Annotated in this window: 21 protein-coding genes; 18 read left to right on the top strand and 3 right to left on the bottom strand. The window is 72.1% G+C overall.

Annotated elements, in window-relative coordinates; all coding sequences use genetic code 11:
- Positions 1–254 precede the first annotated feature (254 nt).
- From EUA06_RS02285 to EUA06_RS02295, 3 genes are read right to left on the bottom strand one after another with little or no spacing between them, the layout of a single operon-like run.
- The gene (locus tag EUA06_RS02285) at positions 255–2,639 is read right to left on the bottom strand and encodes a transglutaminase TgpA family protein (RefSeq protein WP_129473369.1); all 2,385 of its coding nucleotides are present in this window, start codon (positions 2,637–2,639) and stop codon (positions 255–257) included.
- Entirely contained in the window at positions 2,636–3,904 is a 1,269-nt protein-coding gene (locus tag EUA06_RS02290; RefSeq protein ID WP_129473370.1) for a DUF58 domain-containing protein, read from the bottom strand. The genes EUA06_RS02285 and EUA06_RS02290 overlap by 4 nt, the downstream gene beginning before the upstream one ends.
- Positions 3,897–4,877, bottom strand: a complete 981-nt coding sequence (locus tag EUA06_RS02295) for an AAA family ATPase (protein ID WP_422879734.1) — start codon at positions 4,875–4,877, stop codon at positions 3,897–3,899. The genes EUA06_RS02290 and EUA06_RS02295 overlap by 8 nt, the downstream gene beginning before the upstream one ends.
- Positions 4,878–5,275: 398 nt before the next feature.
- Between EUA06_RS02295 and mraZ the strand changes: the two genes are divergently transcribed.
- The 18 genes from mraZ (at position 5,276) to EUA06_RS02380 (ending at position 23,483) form a co-directional block, all read left to right on the top strand.
- The gene (gene mraZ, locus EUA06_RS02300) at positions 5,276–5,704 is read left to right on the top strand and encodes a division/cell wall cluster transcriptional repressor MraZ (RefSeq protein WP_129473372.1); all 429 of its coding nucleotides are present in this window, start codon (positions 5,276–5,278) and stop codon (positions 5,702–5,704) included.
- A 300-nt stretch (positions 5,705–6,004) separates the two neighbouring features.
- Positions 6,005–6,178 (top strand): hypothetical protein, encoded by a 174-nt coding sequence (locus tag EUA06_RS22280; RefSeq protein WP_165354224.1) that lies wholly within the window; start codon positions 6,005–6,007, stop codon positions 6,176–6,178.
- A 4-nt stretch (positions 6,179–6,182) separates the two neighbouring features.
- Positions 6,183–7,169, top strand: a complete 987-nt coding sequence (gene rsmH, locus EUA06_RS02305) for a 16S rRNA (cytosine(1402)-N(4))-methyltransferase RsmH (RefSeq protein ID WP_129473373.1) — start codon at positions 6,183–6,185, stop codon at positions 7,167–7,169.
- Entirely contained in the window at positions 7,166–7,756 is a 591-nt protein-coding gene (gene ftsL, locus EUA06_RS02310; protein ID WP_129473374.1) for a cell division protein FtsL, read from the top strand. The genes rsmH and ftsL overlap by 4 nt, the downstream gene beginning before the upstream one ends.
- Before the next feature lie 148 nt (positions 7,757–7,904).
- The gene (locus EUA06_RS02315; protein ID WP_129473375.1) at positions 7,905–9,635 is read left to right on the top strand and encodes a peptidoglycan D,D-transpeptidase FtsI family protein; all 1,731 of its coding nucleotides are present in this window, start codon (positions 7,905–7,907) and stop codon (positions 9,633–9,635) included.
- A gap of 17 nt (positions 9,636–9,652) precedes the next feature.
- Complete coding sequence (locus tag EUA06_RS02320; RefSeq protein WP_242497923.1) at positions 9,653–11,194, top strand: UDP-N-acetylmuramoyl-L-alanyl-D-glutamate--2,6-diaminopimelate ligase; 1,542 nt, start codon at positions 9,653–9,655, stop codon at positions 11,192–11,194.
- 5 nt (positions 11,195–11,199) lie between these two features.
- Positions 11,200–12,594, top strand: coding sequence for a UDP-N-acetylmuramoyl-tripeptide--D-alanyl-D-alanine ligase (locus EUA06_RS02325; RefSeq protein ID WP_242497955.1), 1,395 nt, complete (start codon positions 11,200–11,202; stop codon positions 12,592–12,594).
- On the top strand, positions 12,591–13,703 hold the full coding sequence (mraY, locus tag EUA06_RS02330; protein WP_129473377.1) for a phospho-N-acetylmuramoyl-pentapeptide-transferase: 1,113 nt from the start codon (positions 12,591–12,593) through the stop codon (positions 13,701–13,703). Before EUA06_RS02325 ends, mraY begins: the two co-directional genes overlap by 4 nt.
- A 69-nt stretch (positions 13,704–13,772) precedes the next feature.
- The gene (murD, locus tag EUA06_RS02335) at positions 13,773–15,242 is read left to right on the top strand and encodes a UDP-N-acetylmuramoyl-L-alanine--D-glutamate ligase (RefSeq protein WP_129473378.1); all 1,470 of its coding nucleotides are present in this window, start codon (positions 13,773–13,775) and stop codon (positions 15,240–15,242) included.
- Positions 15,243–15,280: 38 nt separating this feature from the next.
- Complete coding sequence (gene ftsW / locus EUA06_RS02340; protein ID WP_129473379.1) at positions 15,281–16,543, top strand: putative lipid II flippase FtsW; 1,263 nt, start codon at positions 15,281–15,283, stop codon at positions 16,541–16,543.
- A 10-nt stretch (positions 16,544–16,553) separates the two neighbouring features.
- The gene (murG, locus tag EUA06_RS02345) at positions 16,554–17,633 is read left to right on the top strand and encodes an undecaprenyldiphospho-muramoylpentapeptide beta-N-acetylglucosaminyltransferase (RefSeq protein ID WP_129473380.1); all 1,080 of its coding nucleotides are present in this window, start codon (positions 16,554–16,556) and stop codon (positions 17,631–17,633) included.
- A complete protein-coding gene (gene murC, locus EUA06_RS02350) occupies positions 17,630–19,048 on the top strand; it encodes a UDP-N-acetylmuramate--L-alanine ligase (RefSeq protein ID WP_129473381.1) in 1,419 nt (472 codons plus the stop codon). The genes murG and murC overlap by 4 nt, the downstream gene beginning before the upstream one ends.
- A 1-nt stretch (position 19,049) precedes the next feature.
- A complete protein-coding gene (locus EUA06_RS02355; protein WP_242497924.1) occupies positions 19,050–19,793 on the top strand; it encodes a cell division protein FtsQ/DivIB in 744 nt (247 codons plus the stop codon).
- 202 nt (positions 19,794–19,995) lie between these two features.
- On the top strand, positions 19,996–21,234 hold the full coding sequence (gene ftsZ, locus EUA06_RS02360) for a cell division protein FtsZ (protein ID WP_422879735.1): 1,239 nt from the start codon (positions 19,996–19,998) through the stop codon (positions 21,232–21,234).
- 3 nt (positions 21,235–21,237) lie between these two features.
- Positions 21,238–21,933 (top strand): peptidoglycan editing factor PgeF, encoded by a 696-nt coding sequence (pgeF, locus tag EUA06_RS02365; protein ID WP_129473384.1) that lies wholly within the window; start codon positions 21,238–21,240, stop codon positions 21,931–21,933.
- On the top strand, positions 21,930–22,631 hold the full coding sequence (locus tag EUA06_RS02370) for a YggS family pyridoxal phosphate-dependent enzyme (protein ID WP_129473385.1): 702 nt from the start codon (positions 21,930–21,932) through the stop codon (positions 22,629–22,631). Before pgeF ends, EUA06_RS02370 begins: the two co-directional genes overlap by 4 nt.
- A gap of 61 nt (positions 22,632–22,692) precedes the next feature.
- Positions 22,693–23,178, top strand: a complete 486-nt coding sequence (locus tag EUA06_RS02375) for a cell division protein SepF (protein ID WP_129473386.1) — start codon at positions 22,693–22,695, stop codon at positions 23,176–23,178.
- A 14-nt stretch (positions 23,179–23,192) separates the two neighbouring features.
- Positions 23,193–23,483 carry a YggT family protein gene (locus EUA06_RS02380; protein WP_129473387.1) on the top strand — a complete coding sequence of 97 codons (291 nt, stop codon included), beginning with the start codon at positions 23,193–23,195 and terminating at the stop codon, positions 23,481–23,483.
- Positions 23,484–23,618: the final 135 nt, after the last annotated feature.

Consider the following 23,618-nt stretch of genomic DNA (forward strand, 5'->3'; position numbering starts at 1 on the left):
ATCCTCTGGCCTGAAGCGTGTGCGCGCTGAGAAGGTGCCGAGTGGGCGCGTGTGTACGCGTGGGAGTTGCTGAGTCGGCGCATGTGTACGCGTGGGAATTGCTGAGTGGGCGCGTGTGTGCGCGGACAAGGTGCTGAGTCGGCGCGTGCGTACGAGATCGACCCGCACGTGCGCGTACAGATGTGCCGGGTCGGCGGAGTTGGTGCGCACAGATGCGCCGGGTCGGCCGTGCCAGCGCGTGCAGAAGCGACAGGTCAGCCGACGAGCTCGTCGACCGTCCGGGTGGCCTCGGTGTCGACGGGCGTGTCGGTCTGGGACCGGGTCGAGCGGGATGCCCGCGGGCGCCAGGACGTACGCCGTCCCACGACGGAGGCAGGCCACCACTGGGCCCGGCGCGCCTCGCGCGGCGTGACGCCGGCAGCCAGCGCCTGCTCGACGAGGTCGGCGTCGCCGGCGAAGCGCTCGGCGGTGAAGCGCTCCGGGTGGCGGGAGTAGCGGCTGTGCTCGAGGGCGCCGACGAGGCGGTCGAGCGCGTGTGCGGCCTCGGGCGCCTGCTCACGACCGCGACGCGGCCGGTCGGGGCGTTCGGCGCCGGCCACGGGAGCCGCCAGCAGGCGGCCGACCCACTCCCCGGCACGTCGCGGTGACCGACCGACCGGCCAGGCGTGGCCGAGGTCGGCGGCCACGTCACGCAGCTCGACCCACAGGTCCTCGATGTCGCCCGCCATCCGGCTCCGGCGTCGCGACGCACGGAACAGTCGGGGGGTGAGCAGAAGCAGCGCCACGACGGCCAGACCGAGGATCCCGGCGAGGATCGGCACCCATGGGACCGACGAGGTGTCCTCGTCGGCCGAGCCGGCCTCGGCACTCGGGCTCTCGCCGCGCTCCGGCAGCAGCTCGGTGGACCGGCTCGCGCTCGGCGAGGGCTCCTCGGTGACCGGGGCGAACTCGGCGTCGGTGTAACCAGGGACCTCGGCTGCCCGGGCCGCCGGGGTGGGCTCGAAGCGCACCCAGCCGGAGCCGGGGAAGTAGAGCTCGGGCCACGCGTGCAGGTCGTGTGCGGAGAAGACCCACGCACCGGTGGGCGACTTCTCCGGCTCCAGGAAGCCGACCGCGACCCGGCTCGGCATCCCCAGGACTCGCGCCATGATCGCCATCGTGGCGGCGAACTGCTCGCAGTAGCCCACACGTTCCTCGAGGAAGGCCAGCAGGTCGGCACCGCCGCTCCCGGCCGAGTCGACCTGGGCCAGGTCGTAGCGGAAACCGCCGTCCTCGCGGAACCACTGCTGCAGCAGCTGTGCCTTCTGGAACCGGGTCGGCGCCTCGGCGGTGACGCTCGCGGCGAGCCGCCGGATCTCGTTGTTGAGGCCGGGCGGGATGTCGGTGAAGATGCCCGCCACCGAACCCGCACCGGACACCGCGTTGTTCATCGACTCGGCGTCGTAGGTCAGCTCGACGCCGGTGAAGTCGTAGGTCATGTTCGCGGTCGAGACGTCGTCGTTGGCCGCGATGAAGTCGCGCGTGGTGACGTCGTAGCGCCAGTCGGTGCCGGCCGCGATCGTCGTGGTCTGCGCCGTTGTGGGCAGCCACGTCGAGCTGAAGTCCTCGCCGATGCGGACGCCGTAGGTGAACTCGCGACGCCTGACGCTGGTCGCCACCCCGTCGAGGGGAGGGAGCTCGCCGGTCGCGCTCTGGGTGTCGGGGATGTCGCGGTCACCAGGCGTCCACTGCGAGCCGTTGAAGCGGGCCAGCACCGAGAGGCGGAAGTACGACGGCTTGGGCCCCGACGTGGTGACCTCCATCAGCGGGATGTCCTCACCGCGGCTCAGGTCGCGGCGCAGGTCGACCATCGGGTCCTTGACCTCGACCTCGCGGGTGCCGGGTCCGTTGCCCTCGAAGACGCTCATGCTCATCGTGGGTACCGCGACGGGGACCACGACGGCCAGCGCGATCGACCCGGCACCGAGGGCGAGGGCGGTGTTGCCGATCGCCCCGGTGCGCACCGAGAAGGAGCCCTTGTCGCCGTCGGGGGCACGGCCCCAGCTGGTGACGTGGTCGCTGTGCTGCAGGAAGACGAGGGTGAGGAAGAGCCCGGCGACGACCGAGAAGAGCCACCACGACACGGCCTCGCCGGTCACCGCGACCGGGAGGGTGTACGCCGCCAGCAGGGCGAGGCCGGCCACGGGTGCGCGTCGCAGGGTGCAGGCGATGACGTCGACGGCGATGACGACGAGTGTCCCGCCGATGAGCAGCAGCGGGTGCACTGGGGGCACGCCGGCCTGCACGGGGGCGGCGTAGTTGCGCGAGCTCTCGAGGGCGGCGTCGAGCGCGGCCATGAACGCGTCGACGTTGCCCGGTGTGGGGAAGGGCGAACCGGTCGTGGTGCCGAGGACCAGGAGCCCACCCAGCACCACCTGTCCGGCGACGATCGCGGCCGGGTGGATCCGGCTCCAGCGCGCGAGCGCGCCGCCACCGGCGACGACGATCCCGATGAAGAGCAGTGGGAAGCCGACCTCGGCGAAGTTGGCGGTCAGCACGCGCCACGACAGCACCGTGACCCACGCGGCGAGCAGGGCGATGCCGGCGACCCGCAGCTGCTGGGGGAGGCTGCTCCAGGATCCCCGGACCGACGTCTTCATCGCGCTGCTCCTGCCGAGGCGGTGGCCCGGCTCTGCATCAGGCCGAGCTCCTGCCACGCGGTGTCGAGGCGGTCACGGGGACCGACGGTGATCGAGCGCCAGCCCGTCGAGGTGAGGTGCGCGGCCGAGCCGATGCCCGGCTGCACCGGCAGGTGCGGTGCCCACGCGTCGACGTCGAGGGTGATCGCCAGGCTCGACGACGCATGGTGCTGGAGACGCCGCAGGAAGGGCAGGTCGTGCTCGGCGAGGCCGCCGAAGACACCGACGACGAGGCCGCCGTGGCCCGGCTCGGCCAGCCACTGGGTGTCGGGTGCGGGGGCGTGGTCGAGCTGCACGACGGCGAGCGCCTCGAGCAGGGGGACGGTGCTGGCCTGCGCGGCGTGGGAGTGCCACTGCGTCTCGCGGCTGTCGCCCGAGGCGGTGACCAGTCGCACGGTGTAGCCGAGGTGGGTGAGGTGGACGGCGATGGACGCGGCCGCGGACACCGCCCCCTCGAGCGAGCTCGCGGCGCCCTGGCCGCGGTGGCAGGCGCCGCGGTTGTCGAGGAAGACGGTCGCCCGCGACTGCCAGGGCTGCTCCTCGCGACGCACCATCAGCTCGCCGACGCGCGCGGAGCTGCGCCAGTGGACGCGGCGCAGGTCGTCGCCGCGGCGGTAATCGCGGACCGTCACGTCCTCCGCGCTGCCGGTCGCGAAGGCGCGCGGCCGGTTGTCGCCCGACCCGGTCCAGGCGCCACCGAGGGGGATCGTGGGCAGGGCGATGGTGCGTGGCGTGACCGTGAGGCGGGTCGTCGCGTGGAAGGTGCGACCCAGCTCGACGAGCCCGAAGGGGTCGGTCACGCGCACCGACATCGGCCCGATGTCGAACTGGCCACGCAGCTCCGAGCGGACGGCGTACGTCGCATGGCGGCGCCAGCCGTGGCCGAGTCCCTCGAGCACGAAGCGCGGTCGGGTGCCCAGGACGTAGGGGAGACGCTCCTCGAGCAGCAGCACGCCGGTCGGCGTGCGCGACTCGTTGGAGACGGTCAGCTCGACCGTGGCGGGCTGGCCTGCCGCGACCAGCTGCGGGGAGACCGTACGCACGAGAGCGAGGCGGTAGCGCGAGCGACCGACCCACCACGCGGTGAGGAGCGGGAGGGCGGCGACGAGCACGCCGATCCGGACCACCGACGAGTGACCGACGATGATGGCCGCGACCATCGTCGTGATGCCGGCGGCGAGGAACGCCCGTCCGCGGACGGTCAGTGCACCGAGGGCTTCACGCACGGCTTGCGTCGGGGACCGGCACCGACTCCACGATCCCGGTGAGGATGGCGGAGGTGGTGCGCCCGCTCATGGTGGCCTCGACATTGGGCAGCAGCCGGTGCGCGAGCACCGGCGAGGTGATGCCGTGGATGTCGTCGGGAAGGACGTAGTCGCGACCCTGGGTCGCGGCGACGGCCTTGGCGGCCCGCACCAGGTGGAGCGTCGCGCGGGGCGAGGCGCCGAGGTGGAGGTCGTTGCTCTGGCGGGTGGCGGTGGTCAGCGCCACGGCGTAGCGGTGCACGGCCGAGGACACGTGCACCCGGCCGACGATCTCGATGACCTTGCGGATCTCACCGGCGTCGGTGACGGGCTCGAGGTCGTCGAGGGGGTTGTGCGCGGTGTGGCCCTCGAGCATCGCGATCTCGGCGGCCTCGACCGGGTAGCCGACCGACACGCGCGCCATGAAGCGGTCGCGCTGGGCCTCGGGGAGGGCGTAGGTCCCCTCCATCTCGATCGGGTTCTGGGTCGCGATCACCATGAACGGCTTCTCGAGCATGTAGGTCGCGTTGTCGACGGAGACCTGGCGCTCCTCCATCGCCTCGAGCAGAGCGGACTGGGTCTTGGGGGAGGCGCGGTTGATCTCGTCGCCGACCACGATGTTGGCGAAGACGCCGCCCGGGCGGAACTCGAACTGGCGGGTGTCCTGGTTGAAGATCGACACACCGGTGACGTCGGACGGCAGCAGGTCGGGCGTGAACTGGATGCGCGCGACGGTGCAGTCGATGCTGCGGGCGAGCGCCTTGCTGAGCTGCGTCTTCCCGACGCCGGGCACGTCCTCGATGAGGAGGTGGCCCTCGGCCAGCAGGACGACGAGCGCTGCGTTGACGACGTCCGGCTTGCCGGAGATCACCCGCTCGATGTTCTGGCGCACGGCCCCGGTCACCCGGTGCACGGTGTCCAGGTCCGGTGCCTGCCCAGCAAACCCAGTCGTCACGTCTTCGCCATCCCCTCGTCGCCCTCGCCGCACAGGATCCCCCGCGGTCCCCACGGTATGTGGTGCGCGCAACATACCCGTCCTGCACGGCTGGTCGATGGCCTCGGTCTGGACCGTTATCGGACTGCGCCCCACTTTCCACCACCACCGGTGCCCACCTTTCCCCACTGACGCTCCACCCCGGGCCCGGCGAACCCGCGGTGAGCGTGAACCGGGCCCGATCCACGCTCAGCGGCTGCGCCGGCCGCTCGGGGAGCGCGGCGCCGCCCACTGGCCCGTAGCCCCGAAATTCACGCGTGAAAGATGCGCGTTTCGGTTGACGGTGGAGGGAAGTGGAGTAATGTGGTGCGAAGTGGGGGACAGGGTCGATCTGCCCGCCGAGCAAGGGGAGGTGCCGGATGTTCTTCGGCACCTACACGCCCAAGCTCGACGAGAAGGGCCGCCTCTTCCTCCCCGCCAAGTTCAGGGACGAGCTGACGGAGGGACTCGTGGTGACCAGGGGGCAGGAGCGCTGCCTCACTGTCTGGTCGCTGGAGGACTTCGGGAAGCTCACCGACCGGCTCCGGGAGGCGCCGGTCACGCAGAAGAGCACCCGCGACTACGTCCGCATGCTGTTCGCCGCCGCCAGCCAGGAGGTGCCGGACAAGCAGGGACGGATCAACATCCCGGCACCGCTGCGGGAGTACGCCTCGCTCCGCAAGGAGTGCGTCGTCATCGGCTCCATGAACCGCATCGAGATCTGGGACCCCACCTCGTGGGCGAGCTACTCGGAGGAGCAGGAGCAGAAGTTCTCCGAGCTCAGCGACGAGGTCTTCCCCGGCATCTGATCCACCAGCACCACCCCGCACCACTCAGCACCACCGAGCACCTGACAACAGCACAGCTGACATCGCGACCCGTATCACCAGGTCTCGAGCCCGCTCCTCGCGCGGCCATCTGGGGCACTTCCCCGGCACCAGAGGGCCTCCCCAAGCGCAGGGAGCGGGCAGGGACCTGGTGCGGCGGCTCGCCCCGTGCCACACGGCGGGGAGTGTCAGCCGCACCGCCAGCTCTGCACCGACGGATCAGCACCACCCAGCACGAGCCAGCAGCACCAGCCGCAGCACGCAACAAGTGGGGTCGAGACCATGAGCACCACCCAGCCCTTGGGACGCACCGCAGTGGCCACGCCGCTGCGGGTGCGCGACCAGGCGCGCGAGGCGGCCACCCTCATCGCCTTCTCCGCCGCCACCGCGTCGGCGCTGGCGCTGGCCCTGCTCCTGCTGACGCACCTGGGATCACTTGGTTCGAGCGGGGTCTGACCCGATGATCTCCCCCAGCCACGCCCCGGTGCTCCTCGACCGGGTCGTCGCCCTCCTGGCGCCTGCCCTCGAGGCACCCGGCTCGGTCTACGTCGACTGCACGCTCGGCCTCGGCGGTCACAGCGAGGCCGTCCTCGAGCGCCTGCCGCAGGCACGCGTGGTCGGCATCGACCGCGACCCCACGGCCCTCGAGATGTCCCGCGAGCGGCTCGCCGTGCACGGGGACCGCTTCACGGCCGTCCACGCGGTGTACGACGAGCTGCCCGAGGTGCTCGGCTCCCTCCGCCTCGACCACGCCGACGCCGTCTTCTTCGACCTCGGCGTCTCCTCGATGCAGCTCGACGTCCGCGACCGCGGCTTCGCCTACTCCGAGGACGCCCCGCTCGACATGCGGATGGACCCGACGACCGGTCACACCGCCGCGGACCTCCTCAACACCGCGACACCGCAAGAGCTGACCCGCATCCTGCGTGAGTACGGCGAGGAGAAGTTCGCCAGCAAGATCGCCCGCGAGGTCGTACGACGTCGCGACTCGGCGCCGTTCACCACGAGCGCCCAGCTCGTCGAGCTGCTCTACGCGACCATCCCCGCGCCGGCACGACGTACGGGAGGGCACCCCGCCAAGCGCACCTTCCAGGCACTGCGGATGGCCGTCAACGACGAGCTCGCCGTGCTGCGCCGGGCGATCCCGGCGGCGATGGAGTGCATCGGGGTCGGCGGCCGCGTGGTCGTCGAGTCCTACCACTCGCTCGAGGACCGGCTGGTCAAGCGGGCGTTCGCCGACGCCACCCGGCTCGACGTGCCACCCGACCTGCCCTTCGTGCCCGAGGGCGCCGAGCCCGCCCTGCGCCTGGTCACCCGCGGCGCGGAGCAGGCCGATGAGCACGAGATCGCCGAGAACCCCCGCGCCGCCTCCGTCCGCCTCCGCGCCGTCGAGCGCGTCCGTCCCGCCCGCGCCAGCTCCCACCTTCCCCCAGGAGTCGTCAGATGAGCAGTCCCGTCCTGCAGCCCCGGACCCGCGTCACCCGGCTCGCCCAGGAGGCCGTCGACAAGGCGCGCCTCACGGTCGTGCCCCGGGTCCGGACGCGGGCGCCGCGGGTGCCGTTCGTGACGCTGGTCAGCCTGGTCCTCGTCGGCGGCATCGTCGGGCTGCTCCTCTTCAACACCTCCATGCAGCAGGCGTCGTTCGCGGCGTCGTCGCTGCAGAGCGAGGCGGACACCCTCGCGGCGCGCGAGCAGACCCTGCGGATGGAGCTCGACGAGCTCCGCAACCCGCAGCGGGTGGCGCAGGAGGCGCAGCAGATGGGCATGGTCATCCCGACGGCGCCGGTGTTCCTCGACCTCAGGACCGGGAAGACGAGCGGCGTCCGCACGCCCTCGACTCCCGAGCAGGCCATCCAGCTCCTGCCCCCGGTGCCGCCGAAGCCGGCCATCCTCGCCCCGCCGCCGACCGTCGTCGAGGTCCCCGCCGACACGACGACGGACCCGACGACCGACACGACGACGGAGCCCCCGGCCGACGCGCAGGCGAAGCAGAAGAACAAGAACAGGCAGGACCGGAAGAACCGCAACCGCTGACGGCGCGGGCGCGTGGATCCGCCTCGCGCCGCGCCTAGATTCACCGACAGCGGCCCTCGCACCTCGCGGCGGGCCCCAGGAACTGAGGAGAGCAGTGCCGAGCACCCGCGCACGTTCAGTCAAGCGCGGCGCCTCGCGAGGCGCCCCCATGCTGCGACTGCGCATCGGGTTCGTCCTCATCGCGATCGTCCTCTCCTTCTTCGGTGCGCGGCTGGTGCAGCTGCAGGGCATGGACCCGCGGTCGTACGCCGCGATGGCCGCCGCGGAGGGCGCCGCCCGCCTGCCGTTGGAGGCCGAGCGCGGCGACATCCTCGACCGCAACGGCGCACCCCTCGCCGACTCGATCCGCGGCAAGATGGTGATCGCCGACCCGGTCCTGACCGCGGGCACGGCGCCCGACCTGGCCCGGCTGCTCTCCGACCGGCTGTCCATCGACTACTTCAAGACCCTCACCGCGCTGCGGGGCCGCAACACCGGCAGCCGCTACGAGTACGTCGCCCGGCGGGTGCCCAGCACCCTGGCCGGCGACACCCTCGAAGCCCTCGAGGAGGCCGGCTTCGAGGGGATCTCGCTCGAAGAGGACCCGATCCGGGACTACCCGGCCGGCGACGTCGCGGCGAACCTCATCGGCTACATGGGCACCGACGAGCCGCTCGGCGGCTTCGAGCGCACCTTCGACAAGCAGCTCGCCGGCACCGACGGCCTGGCCACCTGGCAGTCCACGTCCGGCAAGGGCGTACGCATCCCGTTGCGCGAGAGCACGCTGAAGGAGCCGCGGGACGGCGCACCGCTGCGCACCACCATCGACCGCGACCTCCAGTGGTTCACCCAGAAGGTGCTCGCGCAGGCCGTGCAGCAGTACCGCGCCGAGAGCGCGTCGGCCGTGGTCCTGGACTCGCGCACCGGCGAGACGCTCGCGCTGGCGGACGTCCCGACCTTCGACGCCAACGAGCCGACGGCGCCCGGGGTGGAGAAGGAGGACCGCGGCTCGCGAGCGATGAGCGACACCTACGAGCCCGGCTCGGTGCAGAAGGTGCTGACGGTCGCCTCGCTCATCGATGCAGGCGAGGCCTTTCCGCGCCAGAAGTTCAAGGTCCCGCCCAACCTCGCTCGCCAGGACCGCGTCATCGGCGACTGGTTCGACCACGGCATGATCCGGCTGACGCTGGCCGGGATCATCGCGAAGTCCTCCAACATCGGCACCGTCCTGGCCGCGGACGCGTTCTCGCCACCGCAGCTCGTCGCCTACCTCCAGCGTTTCGGCCTCGGCCAGAAGACCAACGTCGGGGTGAGCGGGGAGACGCCGGGCATCCTGACGCCGGGTGACGTGATGACCTCGCAGACCAAGGACCGCGTCGCCTTCGGCCAGTCGCTGTCGGTCAACGTCCTCCAGATGGCGGCGGCGGTCAACACCATCGCCAACAAGGGCGTCCGCGTCTCGCCCAGCCTGATCTCCGGCACCGCCGTCACCGACGACGGCGTCACCGTGGGCACCGACACCACCACCCGCACCCGCGTCGTCAGCAAGGAAGCCGCGCGCGGCACCGCGAAGATGATGGAGAAGGTCGTCGACCCCGAGGACGGCGTCGCCCCGCGCGCCGCGGTCCCTGGCTACCTCGTCGCCGGCAAGACCGGGACGGCCCAGCGCGTCGACCCGGCCTGCGGCTGCTACCGCGGCACGACGGTCTCCTTCGGCGGCTTCGCGCCGGCCGACGACGCCCGGTTCACCGTCTACGTCGTGGTGCACGCCCCCAAGGTCGACGGCGGCGGTGGCTCGATCGCCGGTCCCGTCTTCTCGCGCATCATGGGCTACGTGCTCGGCCGCTACGGCGTCGAGCCCACCAACGGCAAGCCGTCGCGTCTCCCTGTCGAGTGGTGACTCGATACGCTCGGTCGGTGGACCAGCCCGTGATCGCGACGCGACCGCAGCAGGTGGCCGCGACGTCGCTCGCGGAGCTGGCCGACGGACTCGCCGCGAGCACCGACCTCGAGCGGCACGGTGACCTCGACGTCGCAGTGACGGGCATCTCGCTGAGCACTGCCCGCACGCAGCCCGGTGACGTGTACGCCGCTCTCCCCGGCACCCGCGCCCACGGTGCCGACTTCGCCGCGCAGGCGCTCGAGGCGGGCGCCGTCGGCGTGCTCACCGACGCGACCGGGCTCGACCGCCTGCCGCCGGGCGTCCCGGCCGTCGTCGTCGAGGACCCACGCCGCGTCCTCGGCCGGCTGGCCGCGGCGATCTACGGCGACCCCGCCACGCGACTGCGGGTCATCGGCGTCACCGGGACGCAGGGCAAGACCACGACCACGCGCCTGCTGGAGCAGGCGCTCACCACGTCCGGCGTGCCGGCGGCCGTCGTCGGCACCGTCGGGACCCGCATAGCCGGGCAGGACGTGAAGACCGAGCTCACCACGCCCGAGGCGCCCGACCTCCACGGCCTCTTCGCCGTGATGGCCGAGCAGGGGGTCGACACCTGCGCGATGGAGGTCTCGAGCCACGCCCTGGTCCTCGGTCGCGTCGACGGAGTCGTCTTCGACGTCGCGACCTTCCTCAACCTGGGGCGCGACCACCTCGACTTCCACCGCGACGTCGACGACTACTTCGCCGCCAAGGCCAGCATGTTCACGTCGGAGCGCGCCGCGCTCGGCCTGACGAACGTCGACGACGAGTTCGGCCGCCGGCTCCTCGACGTCGCGACGATCCCGATGTCGACGTACTCCTCCGCAGGTCGCGACGCCGACTGGCGCGCCACGGACGTCGAGCTGTCGGCGACGGGCGCCACGTTCACGGTGCTCGGGCCGGACGTCGAGGTGCGCGCCGCCGTGGCACTGCCCGGTGAGTTCAGCGTCTCCAACGCCCTGGCCGCGATCGCGTCCGCCGCCCTGGCCGGGCTCGACCCGAAGCTGGTCGCCGACGGCATCGCAGGGGTCGACGGGGTGCCCGGGCGGCTCGAGCAGGTCTCGCGCGGCCAGGACTTCACCGTCGTCGTCGACTACGCGCACAAGCCCGACGCCCTCGAGGCCGTGCTCGCGACGCTGCGCCCGCTGACCCAGGGCCAGCTGGTCGTGGTGATCGGGGCGGGCGGCGACCGCGACACCCTCAAGCGACCGCTGATGGGCGAGATCGCCGCGCGCCTGGCCGACGTCCTCATCGTCACCGACGACAACCCGAGGACCGAGGACCCCGCCGCCATCCGTGCGGCCGTGCTCGCGGGCACCCGCGGCGGACGTGCCGAGGTCGTCGAGGAGGGCGACCGGCGGCTGGCGATCCGCGAGGCCGTACGCCGTGCGCAGCCCGGCGACGTCGTGCTGATCGCCGGCAAGGGCCACGAGACCGGCCAGAAGGTCGGGTCGGTGGAGCACCCGTTCGACGACCGGGTCGTGGCGTCCGAAGAAATTCAAGCGGTGATCGATTCGTCGAGCAGGAGCTCCCCGTGATCGAGATGACGCTCGCCGAGATCGCCGACGTCGTCGACGGCGTCGCCCACGGCGAGGCGACGGTGACCGGCGGCGCCTTCATCGACACCCGCACCCCGGAGGCCGGCGGCCTCTTCGTGGCGGTCGCGGGGGAGCGGGTCGACGGTCACGACTTCGCCGCGGCGGCCGGGGCCGCGGGTGCGGTCGCGGTCCTGGGCACCCGGCCGACGGGCCTGCCGACGGTCGTGGTGGGCGACGTGACCGCGGCGCTGGGCCGGCTGGCCCGCCACGTCGTCGACCGCCTGCCCGACACCCTCGTGCTGGCGATGACCGGCTCGCAGGGCAAGACCGGCACCAAGGACTACCTCGCCCACCTGCTCGCCGAGGCCGGTCCGACGGTGGCGACGCGCGGCAACTTCAACAACGAGCTCGGGGTGCCGCTGACGGTCCTCCGGGCCACCGCGGACACCCGCTACCTCGTGGTGGAGATGGGCGCCCGCGGTGTCGGCCACATCGCCGAGCTCTGCGCGATCGCGCCGCCGCAGGTCGCCGCGGTCCTCAACGTCGGCACCGCCCACATCGGCGAGTTCGGCAGCCGCGAGTCGATCGCGCGCGCCAAGGGCGAGATCGTCGAGGCGCTCGGCGCCGACGGCACCGCTGTCCTCAACGCCGACGACGAGCTGGTGGCCGCGATGGCGTCGCGCACCAGCGCGACCGTCACGACCTTCGGCGCCCCGCCGGCGGACGTCGCGGTCAGCGACGTGACGGCCGACGAGCTCGGCCGCCAGTCGTTCGAGCTGGTCCACCGCGGCTCCGGCGCCACCGTGCACCTCGCGCAGGTCGGTGCGTTCCAGTGGCGCAACGCCGCAGCGGCAGCCGCGATGGCCCTGGCCGCCGGGCTCGACCTCGACACGGTCGTCGAGGCCCTGGCGGACGCCGTGTCGGCGAGCCACTGGCGGATGGAGCTCACAGAGCGCGCCGACGGCCTCGTCGTCCTCAACGACGCCTACAACGCGAACCCCGAGTCGGTCCGCGCCGCCCTCGACACGCTCGGCGGCATCGGCGCCGGCAGCGGACGGCGTACGGTCGCAGTGCTCGGCGAGATGCTCGAGCTCGGCGAGGGTTCTGCCGCCGCGCACGCCGGCGTCGGGGCGTACGCCGCCGAGGTCGGCGTCGACGTCCTCGTGGCCGTCGGGCCGGGTGCGGCCGCAGTCGCGCAGGGGTTCGAGGCCCGTCTCACGGGGTCGGGACGACCCGGTGTGGCCATCCCCACGGCGGGGCGTGCAGCAGCCGTCGACTGGCTGCGGCACAATGTCTCGGCTGCTGATGTCGTCCTGGTGAAGGCGTCACGGGGGGCCGCGCTGGAAGTGATCGCCGAAGAGCTCCTCGTGTTCGAGGTGGAAGGGAGCAGCACCAGATGAGAGCCATCCTGTTCGGAGGCGGACTCTCGCTGCTGATCTCCCTGCTGGGCACGCGCTACGCGATCCGGTTCTTCACGCGGCAGGGCTTCGGCCAGCCGATCCGTGACGACGGCCCCACCACGCACCACGTGAAGCGCGGCACCCCGACCATGGGCGGCGCGGTCGTCGTGCTCGCGACGGTCGTCGGCTACTTCGCGGCCAAGATCATCACCGGTCAGGCCCCGACCGCGTCGGCGTTGCTGCTGATCTTCCTGCTGGTCGGGCTCGGCATCGTCGGCTTCCTCGACGACTTCCTCAAGGTGAGCCGGCAGCACAGCACCGGCCTGCGCAGCCGCGCCAAGATGATCGGGCAGACGGTGGTCGCCATCGTCTTCGGCGTCCTGGCGCTCTCGCCGATGCTGGAGGACGAGCGCGGGGCGCGGCCCGCGTCCGACCACATCTCGTTCATCCGCGACTACGAGCGCTTCGCGCTGCCGGCGGTGATCGCGATGCTGCTGATCTGGTTCATCGTGACCGGCTTCAGCAACGCGGTGAACCTCGCCGACGGCCTCGACGGCCTGGCCACCGGCGCCTCCCTCTTCATCTTCGCCGCCTACACGCTCGTGAACATCTGGCAGAACAGCCAGTCCTGCGCCCTCGAGGCCGGCCCGAAGTGCTACGAGGTGCGTGACCCGCTCGACCTCGCCGTGGTCGCCGCGGCCCTCACCGGCGCCTGCTTCGGCTTCCTCTGGTGGAACGCCTCGCCGGCCCAGATCATCCTCGGCGACACCGGCTCGTTGTCGCTCGGTGGCGCGATGGCCGGCTTCGCGATCATGACCCGCACCGAGCTGCTGCTCGTGATCATCGGCGGGCTGTTCGTGGTCATCACGCTCTCGGTGATGATCCAGGTCTCGGTCTTCAAGATCAGCCGGGCGAGCGGTCTGTTCCGGAGCGTCTTCCGGGTGCAGCCCGGTCACCGGGTCTTCCGGATGACGCCCTTGCACCACCACTTCGAGATGCTCGGCTGGGAGCAGGTCACGATCGTGATCCGCTTCTGGATCGTGACCGGCCTCGCCGTGGCCGTCGGGCTCGGCATCTTCTACGCCGAGTGGGTCGCAGGCATTGGATAGGACTCACCCCACGACGTTCTTCGTCTCCTCCGCTTCGCTCCTCCGCCGAACAACGCCGCGGGGACCCCGATGACGAGTGATGTTCTTTCCTTGACCCGCACCAGCGACTGGTCGGGCGTCCGGGTCGTCGTCGCCGGCTTCGGCGTCTCCGGCTATGCCGCCGCCGACAACCTGCTCTTCCTGGGCGCGCAGGTGACGGCGCTCGACGAGGCGACCAGCGAGGCGAAGGCGGAGCAGGCCGAGCTCCTCGAGACCCTCGGCGCGACCGTACGCCTCGAGGTGGGCGCCACGGCCGTGCTGCCGGACGACACCGACCTCGTCGTCACCTCGCCGGGGTGGAAGCCGACCGCGCCGCTGCTCGCCCAGGCGGCCGAGCGCGACATTCCCGTGTGGGGCGAGGTCGAGCTCGCCTGGCGGCTGCGCGACCCCGAGACCGCCGCCCCGTGGCTGGCGGTGACCGGCACCAACGGCAAGACCACGACCGTCCAGATGCTCCGGTCGATCCTGCTCGCCGCCGGGCTGCGGGCCGCCGCGGTCGGCAACGTCGGCCTGCCGATCGTCGAGGCGGTGATGGACCCGGAGCCCTACGACGTGCTGGCCGTCGAGCTCTCCAGCTTCCAGCTCCACTACACCCACTCGATGTCCGCCGAGGCGGCCGCGGTCCTCAACGTCGCCGAGGACCACCTCGACTGGTACGACGGCGCGGACGGCATGCGTGACTACGCCGCCGACAAGGCGCGGATCTTCGAGCGCGTGCAGCGTGCGTGCGTCTACAACCTGGCCGATGCCGCCACCGAGGAGATGGTGCGCGAGGCCGACGTGGTCGAGGGCGCCCGCGCGGTCGGCTTCACCCTCGGCACCCCGTCGAGCGGCGACCTCGGCATCGTCGAGGACCTGCTCGTGGACCGGGCGTTCATCGAGGACCGCGCCACCAGTGCCGCCGAGCTCTGCACGCTGGACGAGCTCGCGTCGCAGGCGCCGCACTTCGTCGCCAACGCGCTCGCCGCGGCCGCCCTGGCCCGTGCCCACGGCGTCAGCCAGCAGGCCGTGCGTGACGGGCTGCGGGCCTTCCGTCCCGACGGCCACCGCATCGCGCTCGTCGCCGAGCACGACCAGATCACCTGGGTGGACGACTCCAAGGCCACGAACCCGCACGCCGCCCAGTCCTCGCTCGGTGCGTACGACAGCGTCGTCTGGGTCGCCGGGGGACTCGCCAAGGGCGCTCGTTTCGACGACCTCGTCGTCGCCGCCCGCGAGCGGCTGCGCGGCGTCGTTCTGCTCGGCCGGGACCGCCAGGTCATCGCCGACGCACTTTCGCGACACGCGCCCGATGTGCCCGTCATCGATGTGGGCGCCGACGAGACTGGGGATCCGATGGAGCGGGTGGTCGACGCTGCCGCCGGACTCGCCAGGTCCGGGGACACGGTGCTGCTGGCGCCGGGCTGCGCCTCCATGGACATGTTCAGCAACTATGCCCACCGCGGCGACGAGTTCGCGGACGCCGTACGCCGCAGGATCGCCCGCCACACAGACGACTGAGCCGACCGAGAGCCACTGACATCCGAGGGGGAGCGAACATGACCACCGCGAACCCGGAGGACGTCGCCGCTCCGGCGATCACCACGGCGAGGCCACCTCTCGGCTCGGGCATCGCGGCCGGATGGCGCTCGGCGCGCGAGGCGCTCGACAAGCCGCTCGCCTCCTACTACCTCCTGCTCGGCTCGTCGGCGCTGCTGCTCACCATCGGCGTGATCATGGTCCTGAGTGCCTCGAGCGTGCGTTCCTACGTCATCTACGACGACTCCTACGCCGTGGTGAAGCGCCAGCTGATGTGGGTCGCCCTCGGCCTGCCGGCAGCGTGGGTGGCCTCGCGACTGCCGGTGCGTCACATCCGCCGGCTGGCCTACCCCGGCTTCATCGTGGCCCTCGTCCTGCTCGGCCTCGTCGCGCAGTTCGGCGTCCTCATCAACGGCAACAAGAACTGGCTGGCCCTCGGGCCCGTCAACATCCAGCCCGCCGAGATCGCCAAGCTCGCGATCGTCATCTGGGCCGCCAACATCTATGCCCACAAGGAGCGCCGGCTCCGCGAGCTCCACCACCTGCTGGTGCCCGTCGTGCCCGGCCTGCTGGCGGTCATCGGGCTCGTCCTCGTCGGTCGCGACCTCGGCACGGCGATGGTGCTCGGCATCATCATGCTCGGGATGCTGTGGGTCGTCGGTGCCCCGATGCGGCTCTTCGCCCTGAGCATCTCGATCCTCGCTGTCGCCGCCACCGCACTCGCCGCGATGGACCCCGAGCGGCTCAACCGCATCACCAACTTCACCGACCCGTTCAAGGACTACACCGACGCCGGCTGGCAGCCCGCCCACGGGCTCTACGCGCTTTCGAGCGGCGGCTGGTTCGGCCAGGGCATCGGTGCCTCCACCCAGAAGTGGGGCGACCTGCCCGAGGCGCACACCGACTTCATCTTCGCGGTGCTGGGCGAGGAGCTCGGCCTCGTCGGCACCCTGCTCGTGGTCGGCCTCTTCTTCACCATCGCCTACGCCGCGATCCGCGTCGCGCTCACCACGAAGGACCCGTTCGTCCGCTACGCGACCTTCGGCGTCGTGGTCTGGCTGCTCGGGCAGATGATGATCAACGTCGGCATGGTGCTCGCCGTCCTGCCCGTCATCGGCATCCCGCTGCCGATCGTGTCCTACGGCGGATCGGCGCTCCTGCCCTCGCTGGTGGCGCTCGGCATGGTCATCGGGTTCGCCCGTCGCGAGCCGGAGGCCGCGGCCGCCCTGGCGGCACGCCGTCGCAACCGCTCCGCCGGTCTCTCCGCCGCCACGCGCCACTAAACTCGGTCCGATGCGCGTTCTCCTCGCCGGTGGCGGCTCCGCCGGCCACACCTCGCCCCTGCTCGCCACGGCCGATGCCCTCCGGCGGCTCGACCGCGCGACCGCGATCACCTGCCTCGGCACACGTGAGGGGCTCGAGGCGCGGCTCGTCCCGGAGGCCGGTCTGCCCCTGGAGTTCGTCCCCCGGGTGCCACTGCCGCGACGCCCCGGCCCCGACCTGCTGCGTACGCCGACCCGCTTGCGCGCCGCACGCGCCGCCGCCCTCGAGGTGGTGGACCGGGTGCGTCCTGACGTGGTCGTCGGCTTCGGCGGCTACGTGTCGGTCCCGGCCTACCTCGCCGCCCGCAAGCGCGGTGTGCCGATCGTGGTCCACGAGGGCAACGCGATCCCCGGCATCGCCAACAAGCTCGGCGCCCGGATGACCCGGCACGTCGCGACCAGCTTCCCCGGCACCGACCTGCCCCACGCGGTGTGCACCGGGTTGCCGATCCGTCGGATGGTCTCCACGATGGATCGCGCCGCGCTCCGCGACGAGGCGCTGGCGTCGTTCGGCCTGCGCGCCGACCTGCCGGTGCTGGTGGTGACCGGAGGGTCGCAGGGCGCGGCCCGGATCAACGGCGCCGTCTCGGGCGCTGCGGCCGACCTCGCTGCCGCCGGGGTGCAGGTCCTGCACATCGTCGGGCCGAAGCACGAGCTCACCGTCGAGTCCGGCGACGTGCCCTACGTCGTCGTGCCCTACGTCGACCGGATGGACCTCGCCTACGCCGCCGCCGATGCCGTGCTCTGCCGCGCCGGCAGCAACACCGTCACCGAGGTCTCCGGCGTCGGCCTGCCCGCGATCTACGTCCCCCTCCCGATCGGCAACGGCGAGCAGGCGCTCAACGCCCGCCCGGTCGTCGACGCCGGCGGTGGGCTCCTGGTCGCCGACGCGGCCCTGACGCCCGAGTGGGTCGCGGCCAGCGTCCCCGCCCTGCTCACCGATCCGGACCGCATCGCCGCGATGGGCGCGGCGGCGCGGGGCGTGATCCCGCTTGACGCCGACGACCTGCTCGCGCGGATGATCGCGGACGCCGCGGGGACCTCGTCGTGAAGATCCCGGTCCCCGACGAGATCCTCCCGGCCGCCGACCTCGGCCGCGTCCACTGCGTCGGCATCGGTGGCGCCGGCATCTCGGCCATCGCCCGCATCATGGCCCGTCGCGGCATCCCCGTCACCGGCAGCGACGACCACGACACCCCGTTCCTCCCGTCGCTGCGCGAGCTCGGCGTCGCCTGCCACCTCGGCTACGACGCCGCCCACGTGGGCGATGCCGACACCCTCGTCGTCACCACGGCGGCCCGCGACGACAACCCCGAGGTCCTCGAGGCACGGCGCCGCGGCCTGCGGATCCTGCCGCGCTCGGCCGGACTCGCAGCGGTGATGGCGGGCTCCCGGGTGCTGGCCGTGGCCGGCACGCACGGCAAGACGACGACCACGGGGCTGCTCACCTCTGCGCTGCTCGCCGCCGGCACCGATCCGTCGTACGCCGTGGGCGGGGTGCTCACCGCGACCGGGCGCAACGCCGACGCGGGCAGCGACGACCTCTTCGTCGCCGAGGCCGACGAGAGCGACGGCGCCTTCCTCCACTACCGGCCCCATGCGGCGATCGTCACCAACGTCGAGGCCGACCACCTCGACAACTGGGGCACCGAGGAGGCCTACCACCGCGCCTTCGAGGACTTCGTCGACACGATCGACCCCTGCGGGTTCCTGGTCTGCGTCCTCGACGACCCCGGTGCCGCCGGGCTGGCCCGTACGGCCCGCGCGCAGGGCCTCGACGTGGTGACGGTGGGGGAGTCGGCCGACGCCGACCTCCGCATCCACGACCTCTCGCTCGACGGCTCCACCTCCACCTGCCGGATCTCCCGTGCCGGGACCGACCTCGGCGAGCTGACGCTGCGGATCCCCGGGCGCCACTACGTCCTCGACGCCGCCGCGGCGCTGGCCATGGGCCTGCAGCTCGGCCTGCCCTTCGCCGCTCTCGCCGAGGGCCTCGGCGGCTTCACCGGCACCGGCCGTCGGATGGAGCTCAAGGGCGAGGCGGCCGGCATCCGCGTCTACGACTCCTACGCCCACCACCCCGTGGAGATCCGCGGCGACCTCGAGGCCGCCCGCGCGCTGGCCGGCGACGGCCGCGTCGTCGCCGCCTTCCAGCCGCACCTCGTCTCGCGCACGCGGATCTTCGGCGAGGCGATGGGCGTCGCCCTCGGCGCGGCCGACGAGGTCGTCGTGCTCGACGTCTACGTCGCCCGGGAGGACCCGGACCCCGACGTCACCGGCCACCTCGTCGCGAGCGCAGTGCCGCTCCCGGCCGAGCGCGTCACCTACGTCGACGGTCTGGGGGCCGCCGCACAGGTGCTCGCCGAGCGCGCGCGGCCCGGCGACCTCGTCATCACCCTCGGCGCCGGCGACATCACCTCGGTCGGGCCCCTGGTGCTCGACCTGCTCGCGCCGGGCGGTGCGTGAGGTGGACCGCGAGGACCGCGCCGAGCGGCGCACCCGCCGCCGCTTCGCGCGCCGGCAGTGGGCCCGCCGCTGGCTGTCGCTGCGCTACGTGCTGGTCCTGCTCGTCGTGGTGGCACTCGTCAGCACGTCGATCTGGCTGGTGTTCTTCTCCGCGACCCTCCAGGTCAAGCGGGTGGAGGTCGTCGGCAACGAGCTGCTCAGCGACGGTCGGGTCCGTGAGATGGCCGACGTCCCCCTCGGCGAGCAGCTCGCGCTCGTCGACCTCGCCCGGGCCGACGCGCGGGTCGGCGCGCTCGTCGACGTGAAGTCGGTCGACGTCACCCGCACGTGGCCCGACGGCGTCCGCATCACGGTCGTCGAGCGCACCGCCGTCGCCGTGGTCGAGCTGGGCGGCCGGCTGCGCGGCCTGGACGCCGACGGCGTGGTGTTCCGTGAGTTCAAGACGGTCCCGAAGGGGATGCCGCGCGTCCAGGCCGGCAGCGCGGCCGGCACCGATGCGCTCAAGGAGGCCGCGACCGTCGTCGCGGCGCTGCCGCAGGACCTCGCGACCCGGGTCGACCACGTCGCGGTCGAGACCGTCGACCAGATCACCCTGGTGATGCGCGACAGGCGCGAGGTGCTGTGGGGGAGTGCGGAGGAGTCCGACCTCAAGGCCGAGGTCACCGACAAGCTGCTCGCCGCGCAGAAGGCACCGTTCTACGACGTCAGCGTCCCCGGCAACCCGACGTACCGCACCACGCCCTGACATCCGGTCCTTGCCGCCGCGCAATTCGTGGGCGTGTCCGCCACCGATCGAGCGGCTGCGCTGCCTACAGTCTCTCGAAAGGCGAGGTTGACATAACTATAACCCTCAGGCTGACGGTTAAGGTTCCGCCGCTCCGAGGGTGTGGCACCAGACCTCGTTCCTTCCCCAGACGTAGACACAGATCAGCAGCAGACCTCCATACATGCAGTTCCCTCAAGGAAGGCCCCGTGCCGTGGCAGCAGCGCAGAACTACCTGGCGATCATCAAGGTCGTGGGCATCGGCGGTGGTGGCGTCAACGCCGTCAACCGGATGATCGAGGTCGGCCTCAAGGGCGTCGAGTTCATCGCGATCAACACCGACGCCCAGGCACTCCTCATGAGCGACGCCGACGTCAAGCTCGACATCGGTCGCGAGCTCACCCGCGGCCTCGGTGCCGGCGCCAACCCCGAGGTGGGGGCGAAGGCCGCCGAGGACCACGCCGACGAGATCGAAGAGGTCATCAAGGGCGCCGACATGGTGTTCGTGACGGCCGGCGAGGGCGGCGGCACGGGCACGGGCGGCGCGCCCGTCGTGGCCCGCATCGCCCGCTCGCTGGGCGCCCTGACCATCGGTGTCGTGACCCGGCCGTTCGCCTTCGAGGGTCGTCGCCGGGCCAACTCCGCGGAGGAGGGCATCAGCCAGCTCCGCGAGGAGGTCGACACCCTCATCGTCATCCCCAACGACCGGCTCCTGTCGATCACCGACCGCAGCGTCTCCATCCTCGACGCCTTCAAGCAGGCCGACCAGGTGCTGCTCCAGGGTGTCTCGGGCATCACCGACCTGATCACCACGCCCGGCCTGATCAACCTCGACTTCGCCGACGTGAAGTCGGTCATGGCCAACGCCGGCTCCGCCCTCATGGGCATCGGCTCGGCCCGTGGTGAGGACCGCGCCGTGGCAGCGGCCGAGATGGCTGTCTCGAGCCCGCTGCTCGAGGCGAGCATCGAGGGCGCGCACGGCGTGCTGCTCTCGATCGCCGGTGGCTCCGACCTCGGTCTCTTCGAGATCAACGAGGCCGCCGCGCTGGTGTCGCAGGCCGCGCACGCCGAGGCCAACATCATCTTCGGCGCCACGATCGACGACGCACTCGGTGACGAGGTGCGGGTGACCGTCATCGCCGCCGGCTTCGACGGCGGGATGCCCAAGCGCCGCTCGGACGGCAACGTGCTCCAGCGCAGCCAGCCAGCGCAGACCCAGGAGCAGACCCGGGCGGCCGCCCAGCAGCTCGCGACGAAGGCAGCGACCCCGGCGCCGGCTCGGACCGACGGTGCCCCCACTCCGACCACGTTCGCGCCGTCGTCGCCGTCCGCCGAGGCTCCCGCCCCGGCGGCCCAGCCCCGCCCGGCGCGCCAGGTCCAGTTCGACGACGACGAGCTCGACGTCCCGGACTTCCTGAAGTAGCCCGTGACGCTGCTGCGCCACCACGATCGGGTCGAAGGCAACCTCGTCATCGAGGTTGCCTTCACCGACGTCTCCCTCAGCCTCGGCGACGCCGCCGAGGCCGAGGTGCGTCACGAGGCCCTGCGGCAGGTCGCGGCGGCGACCATGGCCACGCCGGTGCTGATGCACCAGGTGCACGGGGCGGACACCGTCCTGGTCGACGACCGGGGCGAGGGCGAGGTGCAGACCGGCGACGCGCTCTACACCTCGCAGCCCGGTGTGGCCCTGCTCGCGCGCGCCGCGGACTGCGTCCCGGTCCTCCTCGCCGATCCCGCGACCGGGTGGATCGCTGCCGTGCACAGCGGCCGGCCCGGACTGGCCGCGGGCGTCGTCCCGGCGGCGGTCGCCGCCCTGCGGGCCGGGGGAGCCGACCCCTCCGTGGCCTGGATCGGCCCGCACGTGTGCGGGTCCTGCTACGAGGTCCCCGCCGACCTGCAGGACGCAGTGGCGGCGGTGGTCCCCGAGGCGCGCTCGACCACCTCCTGGGGCACCCCGGCTCTCGACCTCGGGTCCGGCGTACGCGCCCAGCTCGACGCAGCCGGCATCACCGACGTCCGCGTCGTCGACGCCTGCACCCGCGAGGACCCGTCGTGGCCGTCCCACCGCCGCGACGGCGCTGCGGCCACCCGCTTCGCCGGCGCCATCTGGAGCCACCCGTGACCGACGACCGCCGCGACGAGCTGGCCACCAACCTCGAGGCCGTACGCCGTCGCATCGCAGCCGCCTGCGACGGAGCGGGGCGGCCCGACGACGTCCGGCTCGTCGTCGTCACCAAGTTCTTCCCCGCCTCCGACGTGCGGCTCCTCGCCGACCTCGGCGTCACTGACGTCGGGGAGAACCGCCACCAGGAGGCCGAGGCCAAGGCCGCCGAGTGCGCCGACCTCGGGCTGCGGTGGCACTTCATCGGCGGGCTCCAGTCCAACAAGGCCTCGGCGGTGGCGTCCTACGCCGACGTGGTCGAGTCAGTCGACCGGACCAAGCTGGTCGGCGGGCTGTCCCGGGGCGCTCAGTCACGAGGGCACGACGTCGACGTGCTGCTCCAGGTCAGCCTCGACCCGCCCGGCTCCGACGGCCGCTCGGGCGCCGACCCCGCCGACCTCGACGCACTCGCGCGGGCGGTGGGGGAGGCCGAGATGCTCCGGCTGCGCGGACTGATGGCCGTCGCGCCCCTCGGCGAGGAGCCCGACGAGGCCTTCGCCCGGCTCGCGGCGATCCACGCCGACCTCCTGTCCCGGCACCCCGGCGCGACCGTGCTGTCGGCCGGGATGAGCGGTGACCTCGAGGCGGCGATCAGGCACGGCGCGACACACGTGCGTGTCGGGTCCGCGGTCCTCGGTCCGAGGCCTCAGGTCAAGTAATGTCGACAACGTCTCACCTCGCGTCCGACCCGGACGCCCTGTCTAGCGGAGGACCACATTCATGAGCGGCTCGATGAGGAAGATCGGCGAGTACCTCGGCCTGCTCGAGGACACCGGCCACTACGACGACTACGACGGCGACACGGAGACCTCGACCCACGACGCCGTCGACCAGCGTCCGGTCGCGCGCGACCGACGCCCTGCCCCTGTGTCCGACCTCGCCGAGCGCCGTCGACCGGCCTCGGTCCAGACAGGAGTCGTGGCCGAGTTGAGCCGCATCACCACCCTGCACCCCCGCAACTACAACGAGGCCCGTCTCGTCGGTGAGAACTACCGCGACGGCACGCCCGTGATCATGAACCTCAGCGAGATGGACGACAACGACGCCAAGCGCCTCGTCGACTTCGCCGCCGGCCTGATCTTCGCGACCCGTGGGACGATCGAGCGGGTGACCAACAAGGTCTTCCTGCTCTCCCCGCCCAACGTCGCGGTCTCCGCCGAGGACAAGGAGCGGATCGCCGAGGACGGGTTCTTCAACCAGAGCTGAGGCAGTCTTTCCCCGTGTACTACTTCGGCCTGACCCTCTACTACATCCTGTTCCTGTTCATCGCGCTGCTCTGGATCCGCTTCATCGTCGACTGGGTCCAGGTCTTCGCGCGTCGATGGGAGCCGCACGGCCCGCTGCTCGTGGCGCTCGAGGGTGTCTACTCCGCGACGGACCCGCCGATCGTGGCGCTGCGCCGTGTCATCCCGCCACTGCGGATCGGCTCGGTCGCCCTCGACCTGAGCTTCCTGCTGGTGATGGTGACAGCATGGTTGCTGCTCAATGTGGTCCGCACTGTTTTCCTGTGAACCGACGGGTGGGCGTCCGACGACGTCCGCCCGAGAACCTGCCGAACCACCCGCCACACGGGTCACTGTGCCGGGTGAGCCGGCGGGCGCTATTGTCTCTGACAGCCAGAGCCACCGTGATATCGAAGAAAGTTT

This window comes from Nocardioides glacieisoli (assembly GCF_004137245.1).
Lineage (GTDB): Bacteria > Actinomycetota > Actinomycetes > Propionibacteriales > Nocardioidaceae > Nocardioides > Nocardioides glacieisoli.